General features: G+C 74.3%; 26 protein-coding genes. 17 read left to right on the forward strand and 9 right to left on the reverse strand.

The genetic code is table 11. The features are described 5' to 3' along the window. Positions 1 to 155 precede the first annotated feature (155 nt). Entirely contained in the window at positions 156 to 581 is a 426-nt protein-coding gene (locus WIS52_RS18205) for a nuclear transport factor 2 family protein (protein WP_349299475.1), read from the forward strand. A gap of 26 nt (positions 582 to 607) precedes the next feature. Beyond that, positions 608 to 1,153: a TetR/AcrR family transcriptional regulator gene (locus tag WIS52_RS18210; protein WP_349299476.1), complete on the forward strand. Its 546-nt coding sequence runs from the start codon at positions 608 to 610 to the stop codon at positions 1,151 to 1,153. A gap of 131 nt (positions 1,154 to 1,284) precedes the next feature. Here the strand turns inward: WIS52_RS18210 and WIS52_RS18215 are convergent, their stop codons facing one another. Together WIS52_RS18215 and WIS52_RS18220 are read right to left on the reverse strand one after the other, a co-directional pair. Next, the gene (locus WIS52_RS18215; RefSeq protein ID WP_349299477.1) at positions 1,285 to 1,908 is read right to left on the reverse strand and encodes a TetR/AcrR family transcriptional regulator; all 624 of its coding nucleotides are present in this window, start codon (positions 1,906 to 1,908) and stop codon (positions 1,285 to 1,287) included. 33 nt (positions 1,909 to 1,941) lie between these two features. Further along, the gene (locus tag WIS52_RS18220) at positions 1,942 to 3,159 is read right to left on the reverse strand and encodes a cytochrome P450 (RefSeq protein ID WP_349299478.1); all 1,218 of its coding nucleotides are present in this window, start codon (positions 3,157 to 3,159) and stop codon (positions 1,942 to 1,944) included. A 143-nt stretch (positions 3,160 to 3,302) separates the two neighbouring features. On the opposite strand from WIS52_RS18220, the gene WIS52_RS18225 reads away from it, so the two are divergent. The 6 genes from WIS52_RS18225 (at position 3,303) to WIS52_RS18250 (ending at position 8,197) form a co-directional block, all read left to right on the forward strand. Next, positions 3,303 to 3,845 (forward strand): GNAT family N-acetyltransferase, encoded by a 543-nt coding sequence (locus WIS52_RS18225; protein ID WP_349299479.1) that lies wholly within the window; start codon positions 3,303 to 3,305, stop codon positions 3,843 to 3,845. A 108-nt stretch (positions 3,846 to 3,953) separates the two neighbouring features. Then, the gene (locus WIS52_RS18230) at positions 3,954 to 4,628 is read left to right on the forward strand and encodes an HAD family hydrolase (protein ID WP_349299480.1); all 675 of its coding nucleotides are present in this window, start codon (positions 3,954 to 3,956) and stop codon (positions 4,626 to 4,628) included. 37 nt (positions 4,629 to 4,665) lie between these two features. Then, the gene (locus tag WIS52_RS18235) at positions 4,666 to 6,036 is read left to right on the forward strand and encodes an MFS transporter (protein ID WP_349299481.1); all 1,371 of its coding nucleotides are present in this window, start codon (positions 4,666 to 4,668) and stop codon (positions 6,034 to 6,036) included. Then, positions 6,033 to 6,392 (forward strand): hypothetical protein, encoded by a 360-nt coding sequence (locus WIS52_RS18240; protein ID WP_349299482.1) that lies wholly within the window; start codon positions 6,033 to 6,035, stop codon positions 6,390 to 6,392. The genes WIS52_RS18235 and WIS52_RS18240 overlap by 4 nt, the downstream gene beginning before the upstream one ends. Before the next feature lie 33 nt (positions 6,393 to 6,425). Beyond that, positions 6,426 to 7,322 (forward strand): pseudouridine-5'-phosphate glycosidase, encoded by an 897-nt coding sequence (locus WIS52_RS18245; RefSeq protein WP_349299483.1) that lies wholly within the window; start codon positions 6,426 to 6,428, stop codon positions 7,320 to 7,322. Between the two features lie 20 nt (positions 7,323 to 7,342). Then, the gene (locus WIS52_RS18250) at positions 7,343 to 8,197 is read left to right on the forward strand and encodes a carbohydrate kinase family protein (RefSeq protein WP_349299484.1); all 855 of its coding nucleotides are present in this window, start codon (positions 7,343 to 7,345) and stop codon (positions 8,195 to 8,197) included. An 81-nt stretch (positions 8,198 to 8,278) separates the two neighbouring features. On the opposite strand, the gene WIS52_RS18255 is transcribed toward WIS52_RS18250, so the two are convergent. From WIS52_RS18255 to WIS52_RS18270, 4 genes are all read right to left on the reverse strand, one after another. Beyond that, on the reverse strand, positions 8,279 to 8,812 hold the full coding sequence (locus WIS52_RS18255) for an NAD(P)H-dependent oxidoreductase (protein WP_349299485.1): 534 nt from the start codon (positions 8,810 to 8,812) through the stop codon (positions 8,279 to 8,281). Further along, positions 8,809 to 9,324, reverse strand: coding sequence for a flavin reductase family protein (locus tag WIS52_RS18260; protein ID WP_349299486.1), 516 nt, complete (start codon positions 9,322 to 9,324; stop codon positions 8,809 to 8,811). Before WIS52_RS18260 ends, WIS52_RS18255 begins: the two co-directional genes overlap by 4 nt. A gap of 147 nt (positions 9,325 to 9,471) precedes the next feature. Beyond that, on the reverse strand, positions 9,472 to 10,641 hold the full coding sequence (locus WIS52_RS18265; protein WP_379610331.1) for a sigma-70 family RNA polymerase sigma factor: 1,170 nt from the start codon (positions 10,639 to 10,641) through the stop codon (positions 9,472 to 9,474). A 212-nt stretch (positions 10,642 to 10,853) separates the two neighbouring features. Beyond that, a complete protein-coding gene (locus tag WIS52_RS18270; protein ID WP_349299488.1) occupies positions 10,854 to 12,233 on the reverse strand; it encodes an alpha/beta fold hydrolase in 1,380 nt (459 codons plus the stop codon). A 267-nt stretch (positions 12,234 to 12,500) separates the two neighbouring features. Between WIS52_RS18270 and WIS52_RS18275 the strand changes: the two genes are divergently transcribed. The 4 genes from WIS52_RS18275 to WIS52_RS18290 all read left to right on the forward strand — a co-directional run bounded on the left by WIS52_RS18275 (position 12,501) and on the right by WIS52_RS18290 (position 16,813). Beyond that, positions 12,501 to 14,300: a PHA/PHB synthase family protein gene (locus WIS52_RS18275; protein ID WP_349299489.1), complete on the forward strand. Its 1,800-nt coding sequence runs from the start codon at positions 12,501 to 12,503 to the stop codon at positions 14,298 to 14,300. A 153-nt stretch (positions 14,301 to 14,453) separates the two neighbouring features. Then, positions 14,454 to 14,981 carry a helix-turn-helix domain-containing protein gene (locus WIS52_RS18280; RefSeq protein ID WP_349299490.1) on the forward strand — a complete coding sequence of 176 codons (528 nt, stop codon included), beginning with the start codon at positions 14,454 to 14,456 and terminating at the stop codon, positions 14,979 to 14,981. 56 nt (positions 14,982 to 15,037) lie between these two features. Continuing rightward, positions 15,038 to 15,385, forward strand: a complete 348-nt coding sequence (locus WIS52_RS18285; protein ID WP_349299491.1) for a hypothetical protein — start codon at positions 15,038 to 15,040, stop codon at positions 15,383 to 15,385. Positions 15,386 to 15,499: 114 nt separating this feature from the next. Beyond that, positions 15,500 to 16,813, forward strand: a complete 1,314-nt coding sequence (locus tag WIS52_RS18290) for a patatin-like phospholipase family protein (protein WP_349299492.1) — start codon at positions 15,500 to 15,502, stop codon at positions 16,811 to 16,813. Positions 16,814 to 16,922: 109 nt separating this feature from the next. Here WIS52_RS18290 and WIS52_RS18295 read toward each other — a convergent pair whose 3' ends face one another. From WIS52_RS18295 to WIS52_RS18305, 3 genes are all read right to left on the reverse strand, one after another. Continuing rightward, positions 16,923 to 17,210, reverse strand: coding sequence for a YggT family protein (locus tag WIS52_RS18295; RefSeq protein ID WP_349299493.1), 288 nt, complete (start codon positions 17,208 to 17,210; stop codon positions 16,923 to 16,925). A 74-nt stretch (positions 17,211 to 17,284) separates the two neighbouring features. Beyond that, entirely contained in the window at positions 17,285 to 17,734 is a 450-nt protein-coding gene (gene dtd, locus WIS52_RS18300; RefSeq protein WP_349299494.1) for a D-aminoacyl-tRNA deacylase, read from the reverse strand. Between the two features lie 70 nt (positions 17,735 to 17,804). Beyond that, positions 17,805 to 19,373: a DUF7782 domain-containing protein gene (locus tag WIS52_RS18305; protein ID WP_379610327.1), complete on the reverse strand. Its 1,569-nt coding sequence runs from the start codon at positions 19,371 to 19,373 to the stop codon at positions 17,805 to 17,807. 34 nt (positions 19,374 to 19,407) lie between these two features. Here WIS52_RS18305 and WIS52_RS18310 point away from each other — a divergent pair, with 34 nt between their 5' ends. From WIS52_RS18310 to WIS52_RS18330, 5 genes are all read left to right on the forward strand, one after another. Then, positions 19,408 to 20,013, forward strand: a complete 606-nt coding sequence (locus WIS52_RS18310; RefSeq protein WP_349299496.1) for an HhH-GPD-type base excision DNA repair protein — start codon at positions 19,408 to 19,410, stop codon at positions 20,011 to 20,013. A gap of 27 nt (positions 20,014 to 20,040) precedes the next feature. After that, positions 20,041 to 20,454 (forward strand): ArsR/SmtB family transcription factor, encoded by a 414-nt coding sequence (locus WIS52_RS18315; protein ID WP_349299497.1) that lies wholly within the window; start codon positions 20,041 to 20,043, stop codon positions 20,452 to 20,454. Next, a complete protein-coding gene (locus WIS52_RS18320; protein WP_349299498.1) occupies positions 20,451 to 21,641 on the forward strand; it encodes an AMP nucleosidase in 1,191 nt (396 codons plus the stop codon). Before WIS52_RS18315 ends, WIS52_RS18320 begins: the two co-directional genes overlap by 4 nt. Before the next feature lie 77 nt (positions 21,642 to 21,718). After that, entirely contained in the window at positions 21,719 to 22,141 is a 423-nt protein-coding gene (locus WIS52_RS18325; RefSeq protein ID WP_379610324.1) for a DUF3099 domain-containing protein, read from the forward strand. Between the two features lie 57 nt (positions 22,142 to 22,198). Then, complete coding sequence (locus WIS52_RS18330) at positions 22,199 to 22,453, forward strand: DUF3039 domain-containing protein (RefSeq protein WP_349299499.1); 255 nt, start codon at positions 22,199 to 22,201, stop codon at positions 22,451 to 22,453. Positions 22,454 to 22,467: the final 14 nt, after the last annotated feature.

Consider the following 22,467-nt stretch of genomic DNA (forward strand, 5'->3'; position numbering starts at 1 on the left):
GGGGCCGCCTGCTCGACGGGGCGCCGGCCCGATCGTCCGAGATCGGGCCGGCGGCCCCGTCGCATCGGTCGGCCGGCCCCGCCCGCGGTGGGCGAGGTCGACGCGAGGCGCTCGCCCGCGTACGTTATTGAGTAATCACAAACTGAGGAGGCCCGATGAACACCGGCAACGACCGCCGCAGCGCCGCCCAGCACGCCGTGACCGAGCACCTGCGTCTCACGGCGTCGGGGCACACCGGGGAGTGGGTGCGGCTGTTCGCCCCGGACGCGGTGCTGGAGTTCCCGTTCGCGCCCGACGGCGTACCGCGGCGGCTCGCGGGACACGACGAGCTCGCCGCCTACATGAGCGGGTTCCCGGAGATGTTCGACGTGGAGTTCGTCGACCTGGTGTTCCACGAGACGGTCGACCCGGGCCTCGCGGTCGCCGAGTTCCGTTCGACGGGTACGGCACGGCAGACCGGCAAGCCGTACGAGCAGACCTGCATCTCGGTCGTCCGGACCGACGACGACGGCCTCATCACCCACTACCTGGACTACTGGAACCCGCTGGTGGCGATCGAGGCGCTCACTCCGACCGGCTGATCGCCGGTCGCGTATAAGTGGTGCCCATGCCCGCCGCCGGCTCCACCACCAAGAGCGACGCGCGGCGTCGTGCCGTCGTGGCCGCCGCGGTCCGCTGTTTCGCGCACAAGGGCTTCTACGGGACGACGACGAACGAGATCGCCGAGGCGGTCGGCATCTCGCAGCCGTACCTCTACCGCCTGTACCCGAACAAGGAGGCGCTGTTCGCCTCGGCGGTCGACCACGTGTCGGTGATCATGACCGAGACCCTGACGGCGCACTCCACGCCGTCGGACGGGGCTGCCGACCCGGAGGCGGCGGTGCGCGCCGCACGGGACGCCTACACCGCGCTCGTCGCGGACCGGGCGATCCTGCGGTTCCTGATGCACGCGAACTGCGCCGCCGACGAGACGCTGGTGGCGGAGGCCGTGCGCCGGTGCTACGCCACGCAGGTCGACACGGTCCGGCGGATGCTCGGCGACGACGACGCGGTGCGGCGCTGGTTCGGCTCCGGGATGCTGGACAACGTGGTCGCCGTGCTGGATCTGGACGGTGTCGACGAGCCCTGGGCCCGGGTTCTCGCGGCGCGCTGACCGGGCACCGCGGACGCGGCGCGATCTGCCCGGGAACGGGGACATCCGCCCGGCGCCGTTGCCGAGCGGACGCGCGAACCGTAGCGCCTCACCTATGGCAGAGAACAGATTGCATCTGCGACGAAGATCGGTTAGTGGGGCGCCGGCGGGAGCGGCGGGCTGCCGGGGCGCAGCCCGTCGAGCAGCAGCGCGAGATAGCGGCGCCGGTAGGCCCCGGCGTCCCGGTCGTCGTCGCCGTGGGTCCCGCTGCCGGCGGCGGGGCTGACCGCCATGACCATCACCAGCAGGGCCGACAGGTCCTTGACGGTCAGTTCCGGCCGGACCACCCCGGCGTCGCGGGCGCGGTCGAGCAGCCGGTCCAGCGCGCGGCCGTAGCGCTGCACCGAGCCGACGTCGAACGCACCGCACTCGCGGGCCAGCCGCAGGATCGTCGTCCGCGCCGCGACCGCCTCGACCGCGCGGGACAGCGATCCGGCCAGGTCCGACCACGGGTCGCCGTCGCCGGCCGCGGCGGTCGGCACGATCTCGGTCGCGAAGACCTCCTCCAGCACCGCGCGCACCAGCTGGTCCCTGGTACGGAAGCGGCGGTACAGGGTGGCGACGCCGACGCCGGCCCGCCGGGCGATCTCCTCCAGCGCGACGTCCGGGCCGTCCGTCTCGAACGCGGCCGCCGCCGCCTCGACGATCCGTCGGTGGTTGCGGGCGGCGTCGGCGCGCAACGGCCGGGCCGACCCTGCCCCGGTCGTGGTGGTCACCCCGGCACGGTAGTCCTCGGCATCGAACAGCCGTCACCAGGTGACCGGCAGCGTGTGCATGCCGTAGACGAAGTGGTAGGCGCGGAACGCCGTCGGTGGCACCGGTCCGGCCGGGGCGAGCGCCGGGAACCGGCGCAGCAGGGCGGGGAACGCCGTCGTCATCTCCATCCGGGCCAGCGGTGCGCCAAGGCAGTGGTGTACGCCGTGCCCGAACGCGACGTGCCCGGCCCCGCCGTGCCGCACGTCCAGGTGCGCCGGGTCCGCCGCCCCGGCGGCGGGGTCGCGGTTCGCGGACGGCAGCGAGCAGACCACGATCGAGTCGGCCGGGATCGGCACGCCGCGCAGCTCGGTGTCCACCGTGGTCACCCGCGGCACGCCGGTGTGCACGATGGACAGCCAGCGCAGCAGCTCCTCGACGGCGGGACGCGCCAGGTCGGGGTCGGCGCGGATCGCGTCGGCCTGCTCCGGGTTCTCCATCAGCGCCAGCGTGCCGAGGGCGAGCATGTTCGACGTCGTCTCGTGCCCGGCGATCAGCAGCAGGCCCGCGATGCCGGTGAGCTCGTCGTGGGTGAGCTCGTCGCCGTGCTCGCGGACCAGCATCCCGAGGATGTCCTCGCCGGGGTCGGCCTGCGCGCCGCGGACCAGCCGGGACATGTACTCCCGGTTCTGCCGGGACACCGCGAGCCGTTCCTCCTGCGGCAGGCCGAGGTCCAGCAGCCGCGACGAGCGGGCCTGGAACTCGTCGCGGTCGGCGTAGGGCACCCCGAGCAGCTCGCAGATCACCAGCGACGGGACCGGCAGCGAGAACTCACGGACCAGGTCGGCGCCCGGCCCGGCCTTCTCCAGCCCGTCCAGGTGGTCGTCGACGATCTCGTGGATCCGCGGCTCGAGCCGGGCCATCCGCTTCTGGGTGAACTCCCGGGTCAGCATCCGGCGCAGCCGGGTGTGCTCGGGCGGGTCCTGCGCGAGCAGGTTGCCGGCCCGGAACCGGTCCAGCTCCTCGTCGGACAGCTGCGGGCCGTCCGGGCGGCGCAGCGCGGTGCCCGCGGCGTTCGAGAAGGTGGCGGCGTCGCCGAGCACCTCGCGGACGTCGTCGTAGTGGGTGACGAGGAAGGCGTCCGCGCCGAACGCGGTGCGGACCAGCGGGATCTCCCCGGAGTCGCGGTAGCGGTCCAGATCCGGGTCGGGGGTGAAGCGGTCCCGGCGCATGTGGATGGGGAGGGGTTCGGTCCGGCCTGTCGTCTCGGTCATCGTGGGTGGTCCTCCGGGTGGGCACGGGTGCGTCCCGGTCGACGCTACGCCGCCAAACGATAGTGGGCTCTCTGTTTTGCGACGGGTGTCCGGATCGCCCCGGACGCGTGCGACGGCCGCGGGGACGGTGCAGTATCCGGCGGGTGCGAAACGATCTCCGGGTGCTCCCGACCGCCGACCTCGGGCCGGACGGGCTGCGCGCACTGCGGTCCCTGCTCGACGAGGCGTTCGCCGGCTCCAGCGGGTTCGACGACCTCTCGTTCGACCACGCTCTCGGTGGCCTGCACGTCCTCGCCGGCCCGCCGGAGCGGCCGGTCGGGCACGCCGCCGTCGTGCTCCGGCGGGTGCTGCACCGCGGGGTCGCGCTGCGCACCGGCTACGTCGAGGGGGTCGCCGTCCGGCCGGACGCGTGGGGTCGCGGTCTCGGTGGCGAGCTGGTCGACGCGGTCGGGCGGCTGGTCCGGGGCGGTTTCCAGCTGGGCGCCCTCGGCGCCGGCGACCCGGCGGCGCGGCTCTACCGCCGGCACGGCTGGCAGGCCTGGCCGGGGCCGCTGGGGGCGCTCACCCCGGACGGCGTCGTCGACACCCCGGACGAACGCGGCGCGGTGTACGTGCTGCGGGTGTGCGCCGACCTCGACCCGGCGGCCCCGCTGGTCTGCGACTGGCGGGACGGCGAGCTCTGGTGAGCCGGCTCCGGTGAGATGTTGCGTCCGACATCGGAACGACCGGCGCGGTTCACCGGATCGTCAGGTGCGCGACGGGATCCCGACACCCGCGGGGGTTGAGGTGCACGGGTGCGGCTGGCGGTGCTCGACCTCGCGGGTACCACCATGTCCGACGACGGCCTGGTGCTCGCCGCCCTGCGCGAGGGCCTGCGTGCGGCCCGGGTCCGGCTCGACGGTCCCGGCTACCCGGCGCTGGACCGGCAGGCCCGGGCGACGATGGACCGCTCGACGATCACCGTGTTCGGCGAGCTGCTCGACGGCGACATGTACCGCGCCCGGCGCGCGCACACGGCCTTCGTCGAGCATCTGGTGGCGGCGATCGACGACGGCCGGGTGCGGCCGGTCCCGGGCGCGGCGCAGGCGCTCGACGCGCTCCGTGACGCCGGCCTCGCGATCGCCCTGACCTGCGGGTTCGCCCCCGAGCTGCGGGACCGGCTGGTCTCCGCGCTGGGCTTCGCGGACCGCGCGGACGACCTGCTGTCGCCGGCCGACGTCGACGGCCGCGGCCTGCCCGACCCGGACCTGCTGCACGCCGCCGTCCGGCGGGCCGGGACGGACCCGTCGCAGACGGCCGTGGCCGGGGACGCGACGGCCGGCATCGACGCCGCGGTCCGGGCCGGTGCCGGGCTGGCCGTCGGCGTCCGCGGGGGCGCGCACGGCGAGCCCCGGCTGCGCGCCGCCGGGGCGGACGCCGTGATCGACTCGGTCGCCGACCTGCCGTCGTTGCTGCGGCTGCCGAGCTGACCCCGCCGCTCCCGTCCGACCGGCGTAGGGTCCGGACGTGGCGCGACGCACGGTGGCGGTGGCGGCCCTGGGGACGACCCTCTGCCTGGTCTCCTACACCGCGCCGCTGGCGACCCTGCCGCGGATCGCGGCCGATCTGGGCAGCGGGCCGTCCGGGCAGTCCTGGATCCTCAGCTCGATGAGCCTCGGGCTCACCGCCGTGCTGCTCACCGCGGGGACGCTCGCCGACAGGTTCGGCCGGCGTCGCACATTCGTCGCGGGTGCGCTGGTGCTGGCGTTCGCCTCGGCCGGCGGCGCGCTGTCCGGCGGGACCGGGGGCTTCGTCGCGGGCCGGGTGGTCCAGGGCGTCGGCGCGGCCGCGGTGATCGCCTGCAGCCTGGCGCTGATCTCGCACGCGCTGCCGCCCGGACCCGCCCGGTCGCGCGCGACCGGGCTGTGGGGCGCGGCGCTGGCGGCCGGGATCGCCGCGGGCCCGCTGCTGGCCGGCGCCGTGGGATGGCGGGTGCTGTACCTGCTGATCGGGCTCGCCGGGCTGGTGCTCGCGGTGGCCGCGCGGGCGCTGCTCGTGGAGTCGACGGCGTCGCGGCCGCGGCGGCCGGACGTGCTCGGCATGCTGCTGCTCGCGGCCGGGCTCGCGGTGCTGCTGGCCGGGCTGACCGGGGCGCGGCGGCTCCCGATCGGCGCGCCCGCGCTCGCGTTGCTGGTCGCCGGGGCGGTGCTGCTGGCCGGGTTCGTCGTCGTGCAGGTCCGGTCCCGGCGCCCGATGGCCGGCCCGGAGCTGTTCCGGCATCCCGGCCTGGTCGCGGCGACCGTGGCGAGCCTGGTCACCGGGCTCGGGATCATCGCGCTCAGCTCCTACCTGCCCGCGCTGTGGGGGCGTCTGCACGGCGGTACGCCGCTGGTCGCCGCGGCGCTGCTGCTGGGCTGGTCGGGCACCAGCATCGTGACCGCGCTGCTGACCCGCCGGATCAGCGAGCGGGTGGTCGGCGGGGCCCGGCTCGGCGGGGGGCTGCTGGTGATGGCGGTGGGACAGCTCGGGCTCCTCGCCGCGGGGGCCGGAGCCGGGGTGGTGCTCGCCGCGCTCGTCGTCACCGGTGCCGGGACCGGCGTCGTCAACGCGACCCTCGGCCGGGAGGCCGTCGCCTCGGTGCCGCCGGACCGCGCCGGGACCGGCAGCGGGATCAACAACACCAGCCGCTACCTGGGTGCCGCGATCGGGGTGACGGTCACCTCGGTGCTGACCTCGCCGACGGGCGCCGAGACCCCGGCGGAGCTGCTCGCCGGGTGGCGGGTCGCGGTGCTGGTCGCCGTCGCGGTGACGCTGGCCGGGGCCGTGGTCGCGCTGGCCTGCGCGCGCCGGGCGGAGCAGACTCCGGTCCCGGTACCCGAGGGAGGGGGACAGCCATGACGACCGTGCTGGTGATCGGGTGGGACCCGGTCGCGTTCCCCGAATACGACCCCACACCCGTCCTGCGGGGGCTCGAGCACAGCCGGGCCCGCTTCGCGGCGCTGGGGATCGACGCGCACGACTGTCTGGTCGCTCCGGGTGAGGGTGCGCTGCCGGCGATCACCGCGGCGCTGCGGGCGCGGGCCTACGACTGCGTCGTGGTCGGCGGCGGGATCCGCTCGGACCCCGACTCGCTGGAGCTGTTCGAGGAGGTCGTGAACCTCTCCCGGACCCACCAGCCCGGCGCCGAGATCGCGTTCAACTCCTCGCCGGACGGGTGCGCCGAGGCGGTGCTGCGGCGGCTCCCCGCGGCCTGACCGCGGGTCGCCGGGCCGGTAGGGTCGATCATGATGAGGATCGCCGAGGAGGTCGCGGCGGCGGTGTCCGCCGGCCGGCCGGTACTGGCCTGCGAGTCCACGATCGTCACGCACGGCCTCCCGCGGCCGCGGAACTCCCAGGTCGCCCGGGAGGCCGAGGACCTGGTCCGCGGCCTGGGCGTGCTGCCCGCCACGATCGGTGTGGTCGACGGCGAGGCCGTCGTCGGGCTGTCGGAGTCCGAATTGGACCGGCTCGCCTCCGATCCCGGCGTGGTGAAGCTCAGCGCCCGTGACCTCCCGGTGGCCGCCGCGACCGGCGCCTCCGGCGGGACGACCGTCGCCGCGACCGCGCACCTCGCGCACCGGGCCGGGATCCGGGTGTTCGCCACCGGCGGGCTGGGCGGGGTGCACCGCGGGGCGTCGTCGACGTTCGACGAGTCCGCCGACCTGCCGGCGCTGGCCCGGCTGCCGATCGTCGTCGTCAGTGCCGGGGTGAAGTCGGTGCTCGACGTCCCCGCCACCCTGGAGCGCCTGGAGACGCTCGGGATCTCGGTGGCCGGCTACCGGACGCACGCGTTCCCCGGCTTCTACGTCGCCGACTCCGGCCACCCGGTGTCGCAGCGGATCGAGTCGCCGGAGCAGGCCGCGGCCGCCTGGCGGGCGGCCCGCGAGCTGGGCCTGGACGCGGCGCTGCTGGTGGCGAACCCGGTGCCGGCCGGGGAGCAGCTGCCCCCGGACGTGCACGACGCCGCCCTGGCCGACGCGCTCGCCGCCCTCGCCGACGCCGGTGTCTCCGGGCAGGACGCCACGCCGTTCCTGCTGCAGCGGGTCCGCGACGCCACCGGGGACCGCAGCCTCGAGGTCAACGTCGCGGTCTACCGGAACAACATGGAGCTCGGCGCCCGGATCGCGGCCGCCCTCGCGGGCTGAGTTCCGTCAGGATCGGCTGCATGCTCGCGGTGCTGGGGGACCTCGTCGAGGACGTGGTCGTGTGGCCGGCTGGGCCGGTCGAGCCGGGCACCGACACCCCGGCCCGGATCTTCCGGCGGCGCGGGGGCAGCGCCGCGAACGTCGCCGCGGCCGTCGCCGGGCTCGGCGCGCCGGTGCGGTTCCTGGGCCGCGTCGGGGACGACGCGACCGGCCGGGCACTCACCGCGGAGCTGGCCGGCCGCGGGGTCGACGTGCGGGTGCAGCGCCGGGGGAGCACCGGCGCCGTGGTCGTGCTCGTGGACCCCGGCGGGGAGCGCACGATGCTGCCCGACCGGGGTGCCGCCGCCGAGCTCGACGACGCCGACCCCGCCTGGGTACGCGGGGTGGCCCTGCTGCACCTGCCCGCCTACGGCCTGCTCGCCGACCCGTGCGCGGGGTCGGCCCGCGCGCTCGCGGCCCGGGTGCGCGACGACGGCGGCGCGGTGTCGGTCGACGCGTCCTCGGCGGCACCGCTGCGCACCTACGGCGTGCGCCGGTTCCTCGACGGCCTCGCCGCCCTCGCGCCGGCCCACCTGCTGGCCAACGCCGACGAGGCCGGCCTGCTGGGGCTGCCGGACTCCGCGCCGGACGGGACGGTCGTGGTGGTGAAGGACGGTCCCCGCCCGGCCCGGGTGTACCTCCCGGGGACGGGCACCGCGGTCCAGGTCGCGGCCGTGCCGGTGCCCGCGGTCCGCGACACGACGGGTGCGGGGGACGCCTTCGCCGCCGGCTACCTGGCCGCGATCACGCGCGGGGCCGACCCGGCCGCCGCGGCGGCCGACGGGCACGCGACCGCCGCGCGGGTCCTGCACGGCCCGGGCGCCGCCGGCGCCTGACCCCGCAAGATCCTTCTCTGTGGAGCCTGCGTGCCGGTCGAGTGGTGTCCGGGTTCCGCGGAGAAGGATCTCGGCGGCCGCTCAGACGACGGGCGTGATCGCCCGCAGCGCCTCCGAGGAGCGGACGGCGGTGGTCAGGTCGGCCAGGGCGCGGCCGTGTGCGGCGGCCAGCTCGGCGGAGTCGGGGGTGAGGGTGTTGCGGTCCTCGTAGCCGGAGTGGTCCAGGTAGAGGCCGGGGGAGAGGACCTGGACGGCGAAGAATCCGGCGAGCACCGAGCGCAGCCCGTCGAGGGCGAGGAAGTGGTGCCCGCTGGCCCCGGTGAACACGATGGCGGCGGCCTTGCCCTGCAGCGGTGCGGTCTTCTCGCCCCACTTCCCGCGTTCGGTGGCCTCCAGCAGCGCCTTGAGGGACGCGGTGTGCCCGGCCCGGTAGACGGGGCTGCCGAACACGACGGCGTCGGCGTCGGCGAACGCGGCGGTGACCTCCTCGAACGGGGTGCGCGAGAGCTCGATGAGTTCGGTGTCGACGCCGGTGCCGGCGAGCAGGCCGGCGACGGCGGTGGCGGTGCGCCCGCCGGGTTCGGGTCCGGCGACGACGCCGATGATCCGGGTCATCGCCCGGTTCCCGGGGTGAGGGTGTAGCCGCCGCGGAAGAACAGCAGTGGCTGGCGTGCCGGGTCGGCGCCGAGCGCGGAGACGCGGGCGGCGACGATGGTGTGGTCGCCGCCGTCGTACTCGTTCCACAGGGTGCAGTCGACCCAGGCGCCGACGCCCTCGAGGATCGGTGCGCCCGAGGGTGCGGGGGTCCAGGTGACGCCGGCGAACTTGTCGGTGCCGGAGCGGGCGAAGCCGGTGCTGTGGTGTTCGTGGTCCGCGGCGAGGACGTTGACGCAGAACCGCCCGACCTCGCGGATCCGGGGCCAGGTCGTCGAGCTGCGGGCGGGGGCGAAGCTGACCAGCGGCGGGTCGAGGGAGAGCGAGGAGAACGACTGGCAGGTGAACCCGAGCGGGCCGTCGGGACCCTGCGCGGTCACGACCACGACCCCGGACGCGAACGCTCCGAGTGTCGCGCGCAGGGCGTCGGAGCTGATCCCACCGGGGTCGGCGGGGGCGGTGGAACCGGACATGACCCCGACCCTAGGCAGCGGGGGAGCGACCGGCCACCGATCACCGCCGTGTTCCGCAGGACAGATGTCCGCGGGACGGAGGGGCCGCACACGACGACGGCCGGGCGGAGTCCGCTCCGCCCGGCCGTCCTCGTCGTGTGCCGGGGCTCAGCTGGCGTAGGCGCGCAGCTTGTCGGCGCGCTCGCCGACCCGCAGCTTCGCCATGACCTCGCGCTCGATCTGGCGCACCCGCTCCCGGGAGAGCTTGAACGCGCGGCCGATCTGGTCGAGCGTGTGCGGCTGGCCGTCGTCGAGGCCGAACCGCATCCGGATCACCTTCTGCTCGCGGTCCTCCAGGGTGCCCAGCACCCGGCGGAGATCGTCGTGCAGCAGGTGCGAGATGACGGTGTTCTCGGCGTCGGTCGCCTCGGCGTCCTCGATGAAGTCCCCGAGCGGGGCCTCCTCCTCGGCGCCGACCGGCATGTCCAGGCTCACCGGGTCACGCGCGTGGTCCAGCAGGTCGGAGATCTTGTGCTCCGGGATGCCGGACTCGGCGGCCAGCTCGGCCTCGCTGGGCTCGCGGCCCTGCCGCTGGTGCATGTCCCGCTTGATCCGGGCCAGCTTGTTCACCTGCTCGACCAGGTGCACCGGCAGCCGGATCGTGCGGGCCTGGTCGGCCATCCCGCGGGTGATCGCCTGCCGGATCCACCAGGTCGCGTAGGTCGAGAACTTGAAGCCCTTGGTGTAGTCGAACTTCTCCACCGCGCGGATCAGACCCAGGTTGCCCTCCTGGATGAGGTCCAGCAGCGGCATCCCGCGCCCGGTGTAGCGCTTGGCCAGGCTCACCACCAGCCGGAGGTTGGCCTCCAGCAGGTGGTTCTTGGCGAGCGCACCGTCCCGCACGATCGTTTGCAGGTCACGGCGGTACTGCAGGTCGAGGGACTCGTAGGTCCCGTCGGCCCGCGCCGTGTCGAGCCGGTGCTGGGCGAAGACGCCCGCCTCGACGCGCCGGGCCAACTCGACCTCGTCGGCCGCGGTGAGCAGTGCCGTACGGCCGATCCCGTTGAGATAGACCCGGACCAGGTCGGCGGCCGGGCTCTGGGCATCCAGGTCCTCGGCCACCGCGGCCGCCGCACCGGGTACGGTGAGCGGAGTGGTGCCGTCCGCGTCGGAGGACGCGGTGCGGGAGCGCTTCACGGGGGACGTCTTCGCGGAGCTCTTCTTCACGGCCGTGGAGCTCTTCTTCACGGGGGCGGGCGCCTCCGCCGCGGGGCGGGGGTCCGGGACGGCCGGGGTCCCGGTTTCGGGCACGGCCGACGCGGTCGTGGTCACCGTCATGTGCATTTCCTCCCCTGCTCGGGCGCGACGAGCGACGGATGGGGGCTCGTCGGCTCGCCCTACACCCGGTCCAACGCGCCGTGTGGGGGGATCGTTCCCGCGACGCGGCCCCGACCGCGGGGAAATCGCGGCCGGGGCCTATGACGTCGATCACATGCGGTTGCGGAACTCTCTCAGGTTCCTCTTAGAACGAGAGCCGGGTCACGACCCGGTCACGGTGCCGGGACCCGCGGAGTGTCCCGCGGGTCGGCGACGGCCCGGACGCTGCTGCGCCGCCGGCCGGCCTTCCCGGCCTGTCCCTTCACTTCGGAGCCCTTCCGTGGCGGCTGCGGGACCGAGTGCCCGTACACCGCCTCCATCAGCACCGGCCAGTCGTGGCGCAGCGCGTCCCGGCCCATGAACAGGCCCAGGTGCCCGGCCGTGGCGGTGCGGAACGTGATGTCCGCGGCGGGTGTCGTGACCTTCTCGGCGATCGCGAACAGCTGCGGGGCCGGGGTGATGTGGTCGGTGGACCCGGCCAGCAGCAGCACCGGGCAGTCGATCGCGGCCAGGTCCACGGTGCGGCCGTCGACCGTCAGCGTCCCGTCGATCAGGCGGTTGCGCCAGAACAGGTTCTCCACCAGCCACAGGTAGAAGGCCCCGGGGATGTCCTGGGTGTACTTGAACCAGTCCTCGAACACCCGGTAGCGCTCGACGTGCGTGGCGTCGTCGATGTTCTCCAGCAGCTGCAGCTGCCGCGAGATCTCCGACTGGGGCTGGATCGAGATGAAGTTCGACAGCACCGCCGACCCGGGCATGTTGCCCCCGCCCGCGGCGACCAGCGCCTTGTACGGGGCCATGCCCATGGTCCCGGCCATCAGCCGGGTGGAGGCGGCGATCACCGACTCGCCGGCGTGGAAGTCGATCGGCGCGCCGGCCAGGGTCAGGGTGTTGACCCGCTCCGGGTGCAGCGCCGCGTAGATGGTGGCCAGCCAGCCGCCCTGGCAGTCGCCGACCAGGTTCGCCCTGCCGCCGACCCGGCGGATGGACCGGTCGATCACGTCGAGGTAGTCGGTGATCGTGACGTGCCGGGTGGCGGTGGTGGCCGGACGCCAGTCCAGTGCGTAGAGCCGGGTCAGCCCGGCCGCGCGGATCATCGCCAGCTGGCTCTGCTGCGGCGAGTAGTCGACGACGGTGGAGGAGTGCCCGGCCTGGGGTGGCAGCACCAGGGTCGGGACCACGTCGTCGTCGCGGTGCTCGGGTGAGGTGAAGTCGCGCAGCAGCGCGAACGGGGTGGACAGCACGACCTCGTTGGCCAGGTGCCACCGCGGCTCGCGCCGGTCGGCCATCGTCGCGAACCACAGCAGGGAGCGGCGGGCCGCGTCGCCCGGGTTCGCGAGGCGCTGCACCGAGTCGATCCAGTACGCGCCGGTGGCGCGGCCGACCTCGGTCACGACCTTGGCCAGGTTCCGGGTGTTGTACGAGACCAGGTAGCGCAGGGGATCCGGCCGGGTGTCGCCGTGCGACGCGGGGACCGCGGGGGTGTCGGGCAGCGCGTGCGGGCCGTGTCCGGGGGTGGGGACGTCGGCGGTGTGGGTCGTCGCCATGCTCATGGGCCTCTCCCATCAACTCTGATGACCGGGGCTCGAACCGGTTACCGAAGCGTAAAACGCGTTCGGGATGCCAAGCAAGCGCATGCCTACTCCTGAGTAGTGCTTGCTCTCTCAAGCGCAGGTGAGGGGACTCTCATGGTCAGGATCGTGTTCCGGGCTGCTTACTTGTCAGTACCCCGTCACGATGTGTGGACCCCTCGCGCCCCGTCCTGGGACCGCGCAACGAGGCACGGAGACATACCGGCCGACGTCAGGAGTGAGGCGACCGTGAGCAGCCCGTCCGTTTCCCAGCCCGAGTCCGCAGCCCCCGCCGGGGCCGACGGAACGGCGTCCGACACCGCCGCCGAGGTGCTCCGGCGGCAGGCGGCCGGCCTGGTCCGCGACCTGCGCGAGCTGGCCGACCCGGAAGGGCTGGCCGCCCGCGTCGACCCGATCGGTCTCGGTGGTGCGCTGGGCGAGGCGGCGAAGTCACTGGCGACGAGCCCCGGCGCGGTCCTGCGGGCCGGCTTCGGCTTCGGTCTCGACTCGGCGAAGGCGGTCGCGGTGGCCGCGTCGCGCGCCGTCGGCGGTACCGCCACCGGTCCGGCGTCGCTGCCCGAGAAGGACAAGCGCTACGGCGATCCGGCCTGGGAGGGCAACGCCTGGTACTACCTGGCCCGCCAGGAGCACGCCCTGCTGGCCGACCGGCTCACCGAGCTGTCGCAGGCCGCCCAGGTCTCGCCGGTCGCGCGTCGCAAGCTGGACTGGCTGGTCGGGCAGACGATCGAGGCGCTCGCCCCGGCGAACGCGGTCGCCACGAACCCGGCCTGGCCGAAGAAGATCGTCGACACCGGCGGGCAGAACGTGGTGCGCGGCGCGCGGAACATGCTGCGCGACGCCGTCCAGAACCGGGGGATGCCGCGCCAGACCACACCGGGCCAGTACGTCGTCGGCAAGGACCTCGCCGTCACCTCGGGCCAGGTGATCTACCGGAACCGGCTGATCGAGCTCATCCAGTACGAGCCGCAGACCGAGAAGGTGCACGAGATCCCGCTGCTCATGAGCCCGCCGTGGATCAACAAGTACTACATCATGGATCTCGCGCCGGAGAAGTCGCTGGTCGAGTGGGCGGTGCGGCACGGCCACACGGTCTTCATGATCAGCTACCGGAACCCGGACTCCGCGCTGGCCGACGTGACGATGAGCGACTACCTGCTCGAGGGGCCGATCGCGGCGCTCGACGTGGTCCGTGAGGTCACCGGGCAGGACGAGGTGAACGTCGCCGGGCTGTGCCTGGGCGGCACGCTGTCCTCGGCCACGACGGCCTGGCTGCACGCCCGGGGTGACCAGCGGGTGCACTCGCTGACCCTGATGAACACGCTGCTCGACTTCACCGGTCCCGGGCAGCTGGGCGTGTTCACCGACGAGAAGACCGTCGACCGGCTCGAGCGCACCATGCGCCGGGACGGCTACCTGCCGGCGTCGAGCATGAAGACGACCTTCGACCTGCTCCGCGCCACCGACCTGGTGTGGAACTACGTCGTCAACGACTGGATGCTCGGCGAGGACCCGCGGCCGTTCGACATGCTGAGCTGGAACGCCGACTCCACCCGGATGCCGGCCGCGATGCAGACCGAGTACCTGCGCACGCTCTACCTGGACAACCAGTTCGCCGAGGGCAAGCTGGAGCTGGCGGGGGAGCGCCTCGACGTGGCCGACATCCTCACCGACTCCTACGTCGTGTGCGCCGAGTCCGACCACATCGCACCGTGGCGGTCCGTCTACACCGGAGCGGCGAAGATCGGCGGCACGGTCCGGTTCGTGCTGTCGAACTCCGGGCACATCGCCGGCGTGGTGAACCCGCCCTCGCCCAAGTCGCGGCACTGGTACGGCGAGTCCGACCAGCTGCCCGCCTCGTCCGACGACTGGCGCGAGGACGCCGCCGAGCAGCGGGCCTCCTGGTGGGAGGACTGGACCCCGTGGATCGCCGAGCGCGCCGGGAAGCAGGTCCCGGCGCCGACCCGGGTCGGCAGCGAGGCCCACCCGCCGCTGGAGCCGGCACCCGGTCGGTACGTCTTCGCGGGCTGAGTTCCGCCGGTCCGGACGCGCGCACGGGGTGTCGGTGCCCGGTGCGTGCGCACGGGCGGCGGAACCGGGACAATCCGCGGTCATGGACCGCGTAGTCATCCCCTCCGCGCGCCGGCGTCGTCCGCGCGGACCGATCCGGGCCGGGAGCCGGCGGTGAGCCGCGCGAGCACCGACTCCACATCGGACGGCCGCCGGGCCGGCCGCCGGCGGTCCGGTTCCGACGGGGAGAGTGCGGCCTCCGCCGCCGCGACCGGGGCCGACAGCCTGCACGAGGCCGGCCGGAAGGCCGCGGAGGACGCCTGGAGCGCCCAGGTCAACGCGCTCGGCGGGTTCATCCGTGCCCAGCGCCAGATGGCCAAGCTGTCGCTGCGCGAGATGGCGGCGATGACCAAGGTGTCCAACGCCTACCTCAGCCAGGTCGAGCGGGGCCTGCACCAGCCGTCGCTGAAGGTGCTGCGCTCGATCGCGGACGCCCTGCATCTCAACACCGACCAGATGCTCAGCCGGGCGGGCTGGTCGGTGCGCGACGACTCCGGCGAGGAGGAGGCGTCCCCGACGGCGCCCGCGGAGACGACCGCCTCGCCGTCGGTGGAGACGGCGATCGCCGCCGACCCGCGGCTGTCCGAGGAGCAGCGCTCGGCGCTGCTGGGGGTCTACCGGAGCTTCATCGCGCGCGGATGACCGGTGTTGACCAGGCGCGATTGACATACTTAACGGACGCGCGTAGTTTTTCTGGCATGACCGCCTCCACCGAGCAGTTCGCCGACATCGCCAAGCGTGGCCAGGACCTGGTCACCGAGTCCGTCCGCAGCTGGACCGGCGCCGTGCAGGGCGTCACCCGCCAGTTCGCCGGCGAGGCCCGCCCGCAGCTCCCGGACGCCGGCGCCGCCGTCGACCGGGTCTTCGACTTCTACGAGCAGGTGCTCGGGCACCAGCGCGAGCTCGCCCGCACCGTCGTCGGTGCCGGCAGCTCGCTGGTCGACCAGTGGAACGACCAGGCCGCGTCCGCGGTCGCGCAGTCGACCGAGCAGGCCGCCGACACCGCGAAGAAGGCCGGCCGGACCACCCGCTCCGCCTCGGCCTGACCGCTCCGAGCCCCGACGGCCCCGTCCCACCCGGGACGGGGCCGTCTCGCGTCCGCGGACCTGTGACGTGATCGTCCTGTCGCGTACCGCCCCGGGACCGATAGACCTGGTGCCATGACCACTCCCGCCCGCCGCCGGATCGCCATCGCGTGCCAGGGCGGGGGCAGCCACACCGCCTTCACCGCCGGCGTCCTCGCCCGGCTGCTGCGCAGCGACTACCTCGACGACACCGAGATCGTCGGCCTGTCCGGCACCTCCGGCGGCGCGATCTGCGCGCTCGTGGCGTGGGACCGGCTGCGCGCCGGCGCCGGGCGGGCGCAGCGCGAGGAGGCGGCGGCCGCGCTCGAGGCCTTCTGGGCCGACAACGCGGCCCGGTCCCCGCTGGCCCGGCTGCAGAACGCCGGCCTGGTCTGGGCGGGGGCGCTGCAGGGCCTCGGCCTGATCCCGGCCGGGACGCCGTACGCGCTGCCGCGCGCGATCGACGGGTCCCGTGCGTTCGGAGACCTGCTGGCCCGGCACGTCGACTTCGACGCGATCACGCCGGACCCGGCGGGGCGCGACCCGCTGCTGCTGCTCGGCGCCGTCGACGTCCTGACCGGCGGCTTCCGCGCGTTCTCCAGCCGTACCGACCGGATCACCGCGGACACCGTGCTGGCGTCGGCCGCGATCCCGAACCTGTTCCGCGCCGTGCGCACGCACGGCGGCACCTACTGGGACGGGCTGTTCTCGCAGAACCCGCCGGTGCGCGACCTGCTCGACGCCGGGCCCGACGAGCTGTGGGTCGTCCAGATCAACCCGTCCCGGATCCCGAGCGAGCCGCGCTCGCTGGTCGAGATCTCGGACCGGCGCAACGCGTTGTCCGGGAACCTGTCGCTGTACCAGGAGCTCGGGTTCATCGAGAAGGTCGACCGGCTGCTGGCCGACGGCACGCTGCGCCCGGGGAGCAAGTACCGGCACGTGACCGTGCGGGTGCTGGAGATGCCGGGCTCGGTGCTCGCCTCCCGGGTCCTGGGGTCGGCGTCGAAGCTGAACCGGGACGTCGCGTTCCTGAACCACCTGCAGCGCCGCGGGGCGCGGCAGGCCGACCGGTTCCTGGGGGCGCTGGCCGTCGAGCGGGCGGTGCGGGACGGGGACCCGGAGGCGCTGGCGCCGCTCGTCGCGCCCGATGCGCTGCTGCACTCGTCCGCGCCGTTCCGCGAGCGCGACCCCGAGGGCGTCCCGCTGCGCGAGCACCTCGCGGAGCTGTGTGCCGGCGAGTTCACCGTCGACCTGTGCCGCAAGCAGGTCGCGGGCGACCGCGGGACGTGGACGGTGCGGGTCACGCCGCCCGACGGCCCGGAGGGACTCGGGCGGGTGGAGGCCGGGCTGGACGACGACGGCCGGGTCACCGAGGTCCGGCTCGGGCCGGTCGGATCCGGCCCACCGTGATCATCGTCCCGGTCCCCGCCGGTCGTGATCGTCGCCCGGGTGCCGATCCGTGCCGCGGACGGCACCGACCGGCACCCGGGCGATGATCACTCGTCTGCCGGACGGCGGATCAGAACGGGATCAGCGGCACGACGACGAGCCGCAGCACCAGCACGACCAGGAAGACGATCAGTACCGAGAAGTCGAATCCGACCGACCCCATCCGCACCGTGTTCATGCGCCGCCGGATCGGCGCGACGACCGGTTCGGTCACGCCGTGGGTGATCCGGCGGGCGGTGTCCAGCGCGGCGCCGCCGCGACCCGATCCGAGGACGTCGATCCAGTCGACGACGACCCGGGCGATCAGGACGAACTGGAATATGAGCAGGACCCATCCGAGCAGTGGGGCGACAACCATGGGACTCCTTCCGAGCTGTGCCCCATGGTGCCCTGCGGAGCTGAGAGCAGGGTGAGAGCCGGGTCTCGCCGAGCTCAGGTCTCGACGAGGACGGTGAAGGGGCCGTCGTTCACCGACCCGACCTCCATCATCGCGCCGAACTCGCCGGTCTCGACGTGCGCGCCCCGCCCGCGCAGCGCGGCCACCACGGCGTCGACGACGGGCTCGGCGTCGGCCGGGCGGGCCGCGGCGGACCAGGACGGCCGGCGTCCCTTGCGGGTGTCGCCGTAGAGCGTGAACTGGCTGACCACCAGCAGCGGGGCGCCGGTCTCGGCGCACGAGCGCTCGTCGCGCAGCAGGCGGAGCTCGTGCAGCTTGCGGGCCATCGTGTCGACCGTCGAGCCCGCGTCGGCGACGTCGTCGCGGTGCACCCCGAGCAGGACCAGCAGCCCGGGCCCGATCGCGCCGGAGGTCCGCAGCGCCTCGCCGCCCTCGCCGACGATCGTCACCGACGCCCGGCGCACCCGGGCCACGACCGCCCTCACGAGTGGATCCTTCGGGGGAACCGTCGCCACGAACGGTCCGCTCGTGGCCCGGGACGGTGAGGCGAGTGCCTCATCCGACGGGTCCGGCGGGGGCCGCGGCCGCGCTGCGGGCGGCGGTGGGGTGCGGCCAGCCGTCGACCGGGAGCAGCAGCCCGTGCCGGACGAGCTCGCGCACCGCGGGCAGTGTCGCGGCCGTCAGCGCGTCGGCGGGGCGGTCGTGCGCGAACGACAGCAGCGCGATCAGCTCGGACAGCGGCAGGTCGCCCCGGCACCCGGCCAGCAGCGCCGCGGCGGGGCCGTCGACCTGGTGTTCCCAGCCGGGGCCGCCCCAGCGGCGCACGGTCGTGGTGAGCTCCGCCCAGCCGCCGTCCGGGTCGACCGAGGAGGCCGACTCCAGCACGGTCTCGGGGGCGATGAGCAGCCGGGCGCCGAGCAGGTCGTCGTCGCGGGAGTGCGCGCGCAGCCAGTCGATCCGGTCCAGCCAGCCGGTCATCTCCCGGCCGAGGCCCTCGCCGAGCTCCCCGGGCAGGTCCTCGATCACCACGGTCGGCTCGGAGTCGGTGCGGCGCAGCAGCAGGAAGCCGAAACCGACGCCCTCGACCCGCTCGGACTCCATCCAGTCCAGCCAGCCGGTGGCCTGCTCGCGCGCCGCGCGCGAGGACGGGACCAGCCCGGCGTCGCGCTGCCAGGTGCCGACGTGCATGGCCGGGTCGACGACCTCGCGCTGCAGGATCCAGGCGTCCACGCCGTCGGGCAGCCAGGAGCGCACCCGGTCCGGCCAGTCCTCGCCGCGCACGTGCAGCCAGGACCCGAGCAGCTGGGCCACCCCGCCCTCGGTGAGCAGGCCCGGCAGCTCGCCGAGCAGCGCGGCCAGCGCCGAGTCGCCGGCCTGCCCGGAGTCGCGGTAGACGTAGTCGACCCGTGGCGGTCCCGGCACGAACGGCGGGTTCGACACCACGTGGTCGAACCGCTCCCCGGCGACGGGTGCGAACCACGGACCCTCGCGCAGATCGACGTCCACACCGGACAGGTCGAAGGACAGCCGGGCCAGCGCCAGTGCGCGCGGCAGCACGTCGGTGGCGACCACCCGCACCGCGTGCCGGGAGCCGTGCAGGGCCTGCACCCCGCAGCCGGTACCCAGGTCGAGCAGCGACCCGGCCGGCCGGCGCACGGTCGCCGCGGCCAGCGTCAGCGACGCGCCCCCGACACCCGTGACGTGGTCCCGGTCCTGCCGGGCGGCGGGGGAGTCGAGGTCCGAGACCACCCACCAGTCCGCGCCCGGCTCGCCCTCGGAGCCCGGCCCCTCGCCGTAGGGACGGACGTCGAGCGCGGCCCGGATCCCGTCCGGGGTGCGGCGCAGGACCCGGCCCTCCAGCAGCGGGTCCAGGTCGCCGAGCGCCGCGGTGACCGCGGGCTCGGGCTCGGTGTCCTCCAGCAGGAACAGCCGGACCAGGGTGCCGAGCTCGCCGCCGTCGCGGCTGGCCCGGGCGGCGGGCTCGGGCTCGCCGCGGGTCAGCGCGTCGTGCGCGGAGCCGCCGAGCAGCGCGCGCACGCCGTCCGGGGTGTAGCCGGCGTCGAGCAGGCAGCCGCGCACCCGCTCGGCCTGTCCGCGTTCCAGATGGGGGAGCACGTCGACCATTCTGACCCACCGGATGCGTGCGATCCTGTCTCCCATGACGAGCATCTGCATCGCTCAGGAACCCGAGGCGGACGCGCTGCTCGAGCGCGACCCGCTGGCGCTGCTGATCGGCATGCTGCTCGACCAGCAGATCCAGATGGAGATCGCGTTCCGCGGGCCGAAGAAGCTGTACGACCGGCTCGGCGGGCTCGACGTCCGGGTCATCGCCGACCACGACCCGGACGCGTTCGCCACGCTGGCCACCACCCCGCCGGCGATCCACCGCTACGGCGGGTCGATGGCCAGGCGGGTGCAGGAGATGTGCCGCGCGATCGTCGAGGACTGGGACGGCGACCCGGCCGCGATCTGGACCGCTCCGGGATCCGACGGAGCCGAACCCGACGGCCGGGAGGTCCTGCGCCGGCTCAAGGCGCTCCCGGGGTACGGCGAGCAGAAGGCGAAGATCTTCGTCGCGATCCTCGGAAAGCAGTACGGCGTCACCCCCGACGGCTGGCGGGAGGCCGCGGGCGACTACGGCGGGACCGACACCCGGCTCTCGGCCGCCGACGTCGTCGACGCGCAGACCCTCGTCGAGGTGCGCGACACCAAGAAGGCGATCAAGGCCGCGGCGCGCGAGAAGAAGGCGGCGTCGGCGGGCTGAGCGGCTCGCCGGGCTAGCATCGGTGGCGTGCACAAGGTTCCGGAGGCGCTCAGCGGCGCACGCGTGATCGACCCGGACCAGGTCTGCGACGCCGTCGCGGTGCTGTCCGACTCCGGCAAGGTGGCCGAGGCGGCGACCGTGCTCGACGTCCTCGGCGAGGCCAACCGGCTGTCCCTCCTGCTGGCCCTGCAGCACGCCGGGGACCTGTGCGTCTCCGACCTGGCCGTGGCGGTCGGGATGAGCGACTCGGCGGTGTCGCACGCGCTGCGCCTGCTGCGCGCGCACGGCATGGTCACCGCGCACCGCCAGGGCCGGCTGGTCCGCTACCGGCTCACCGACGGGCTGGCCCGCCGGCTGCTGGAGGTCGTCTCGGAGGTGGCCGTCTCACCCGGAGCGCTGCACGCGCACGGCGAGACCGACCCCGCGCAGGACCGCGCGTGACCCCCGCCATGATCGAACAGGTCCGTCCGCCGGTGCCCGACGAGAAGCTCGACGACGAGATCGGCCGCCTGCTCGACGCCGCCGAGGCGGTGTACGCCGACGGCTGGTATCCCGAGCTGGAGGTCGTCCGGCCCTGGTCGACGCACAACCCCCGGATCTCCGGTGAGTTCGCCCGGCCGAACGCGATCCGCCGCTACCTGCACCGCGAGCTGCGCGGGCTGGTCGCCGCCGGGGCCACCGTCACCGCCCGGGCCGCCCGCCCGGCGCGCGCCTTCACCGACCCGGACTTCTTCGCCGCGCTCGACGAGGACCGGTTCGACCTGCGCACGAAGAAGCTCTTCCTCTTCGGCCCGGAGCGGATGGCGCTCTCGCTGGACCGGCTGTCGCACTACACCGGGACGCCCGCGGAGTCGTTCCAGCGGCACGTGCTGTTCACCAACTACGCCATGCACGTCGAGTCGTTCCTGGAGCGCTTCGGAGACGCCGAGCGCCCGGACCGCGAGGGCGTCCAGATGCCCGCCTACCACCACGCGCGGGCCGACGGCGACGGTGTGAGCCTGGTCAACATCGGCGTCGGCCCGGCGAACGCGAAGACCGTCACCGACCACCTGGCCGTCCTCCGGCCGGACACGATGATCATGATCGGGCACTGCGGCGGCCTGCGGAACCGGCAGGAGCTCGGCGACTTCGTGCTGGCGACGGCCTACCAGCGGGCCGACCACGTGCTCGACGAGGTGCTGGGCGCGGACGTCCCGGTGATCCCGAGCCTGCGGCTCAACGGCTACCTGATGGACGCCCTGGACCGGGCCGGCGCGACCTACCGGCCGGGCGTGGTGCACACGACCGACAACCGGAACTGGGAGTTCAACCAGTCCGCGACGCTGGCCCGGATGCGGGCGGCGCGGGCGGTCGCGGTCGACATGGAGTCGGCGACGATCGCGGCGAACGGCTTCCGGTACCGGATCCCGAACGCCACCCTGCTGTGTGTGTCGGACAAGCCGCTGCACGCCGAGCCGAAGCTGGCCGGCGGGGCGCGGGCGTTCTACGAGGCGAGCAAGCGCAAGCACCTGGGCATCGCCCTGGAGGCGGTCGACCGGGTCCGGCTCGAGCACCCCGACGGGCTGCCGGGAACCGAGGTGCGCTCCGCCGACGAACCCCTGCTGGGCAACGGGCCCGACGGCGCCTGACCGGCTTCCGGATCGACGACGGTGGTCCCCGCGCGGGTCACCGTTGCGGGTGACACCATGGGGGAGGAGGTGGTCACGTGGCCGACCGGCGACGCCAGGACCCTGTGCTCATCACGGACGCGCAGATGTCCTACGAGGAGGAGCTGGCGGTTCGCAAGCGGCGCTACAAGTGGATGATGGGCATGCGCATCCCGTGCATGATCGCGGCCGGGCTCTTCTACCAGGTTCCCTGGGTGGCCGTGACACTGCTCCTCATCTCCGTCCCGCTGCCGTGGATCGCCGTGCTCATCGCGAACGACCGGCTCCCGCGCAAGGCGGAGAAGCCGAACCGGTACTCCCGCGAGCGGAACCGGATCGAGGCCCGCCCGCACGCGGTGATCGACGAGACCGCCGGGGACGGCACGACCGGCGACGGCGGCCCCGACGCGCCGGGCGCCGCCCAGGAAGAGCGTCCCGCGGCGGGCAGCACCGGGCGTCCGGACACCCCCGGACCCGGCTGACGCCCCGCGGCGCCGCAGCCGTCACCCCGGGCCGGGGTGTCGTGCATCATGGACCGCATGTCCACGATGACTCTTCCCGAGGTCGACACCCGGCCCGAGGGCACCGAGACCACCAGTGACGACCGCCCGGACATGTTCCACTACGTCCAGAAGAACAAGATCACCGAGAGTGCGGTGCTGGGCAGCATGGTGGTGGCGCTCTGCGGCGAGACCTTCCCGGTCACGAAGTCGCCCAAGCCCGGCTCGCCGGTCTGCCCGGAGTGCAAGGAGATCTTCGAGGGTCTGCCCAAGGGCGGCGACAGCGGCGAGTGACGGCCGCGCCTGCG

The organism is Pseudonocardia nematodicida (assembly GCF_040105385.1).
Taxonomy (GTDB): Bacteria; Actinomycetota; Actinomycetes; order Mycobacteriales; family Pseudonocardiaceae; genus Pseudonocardia; species Pseudonocardia nematodicida.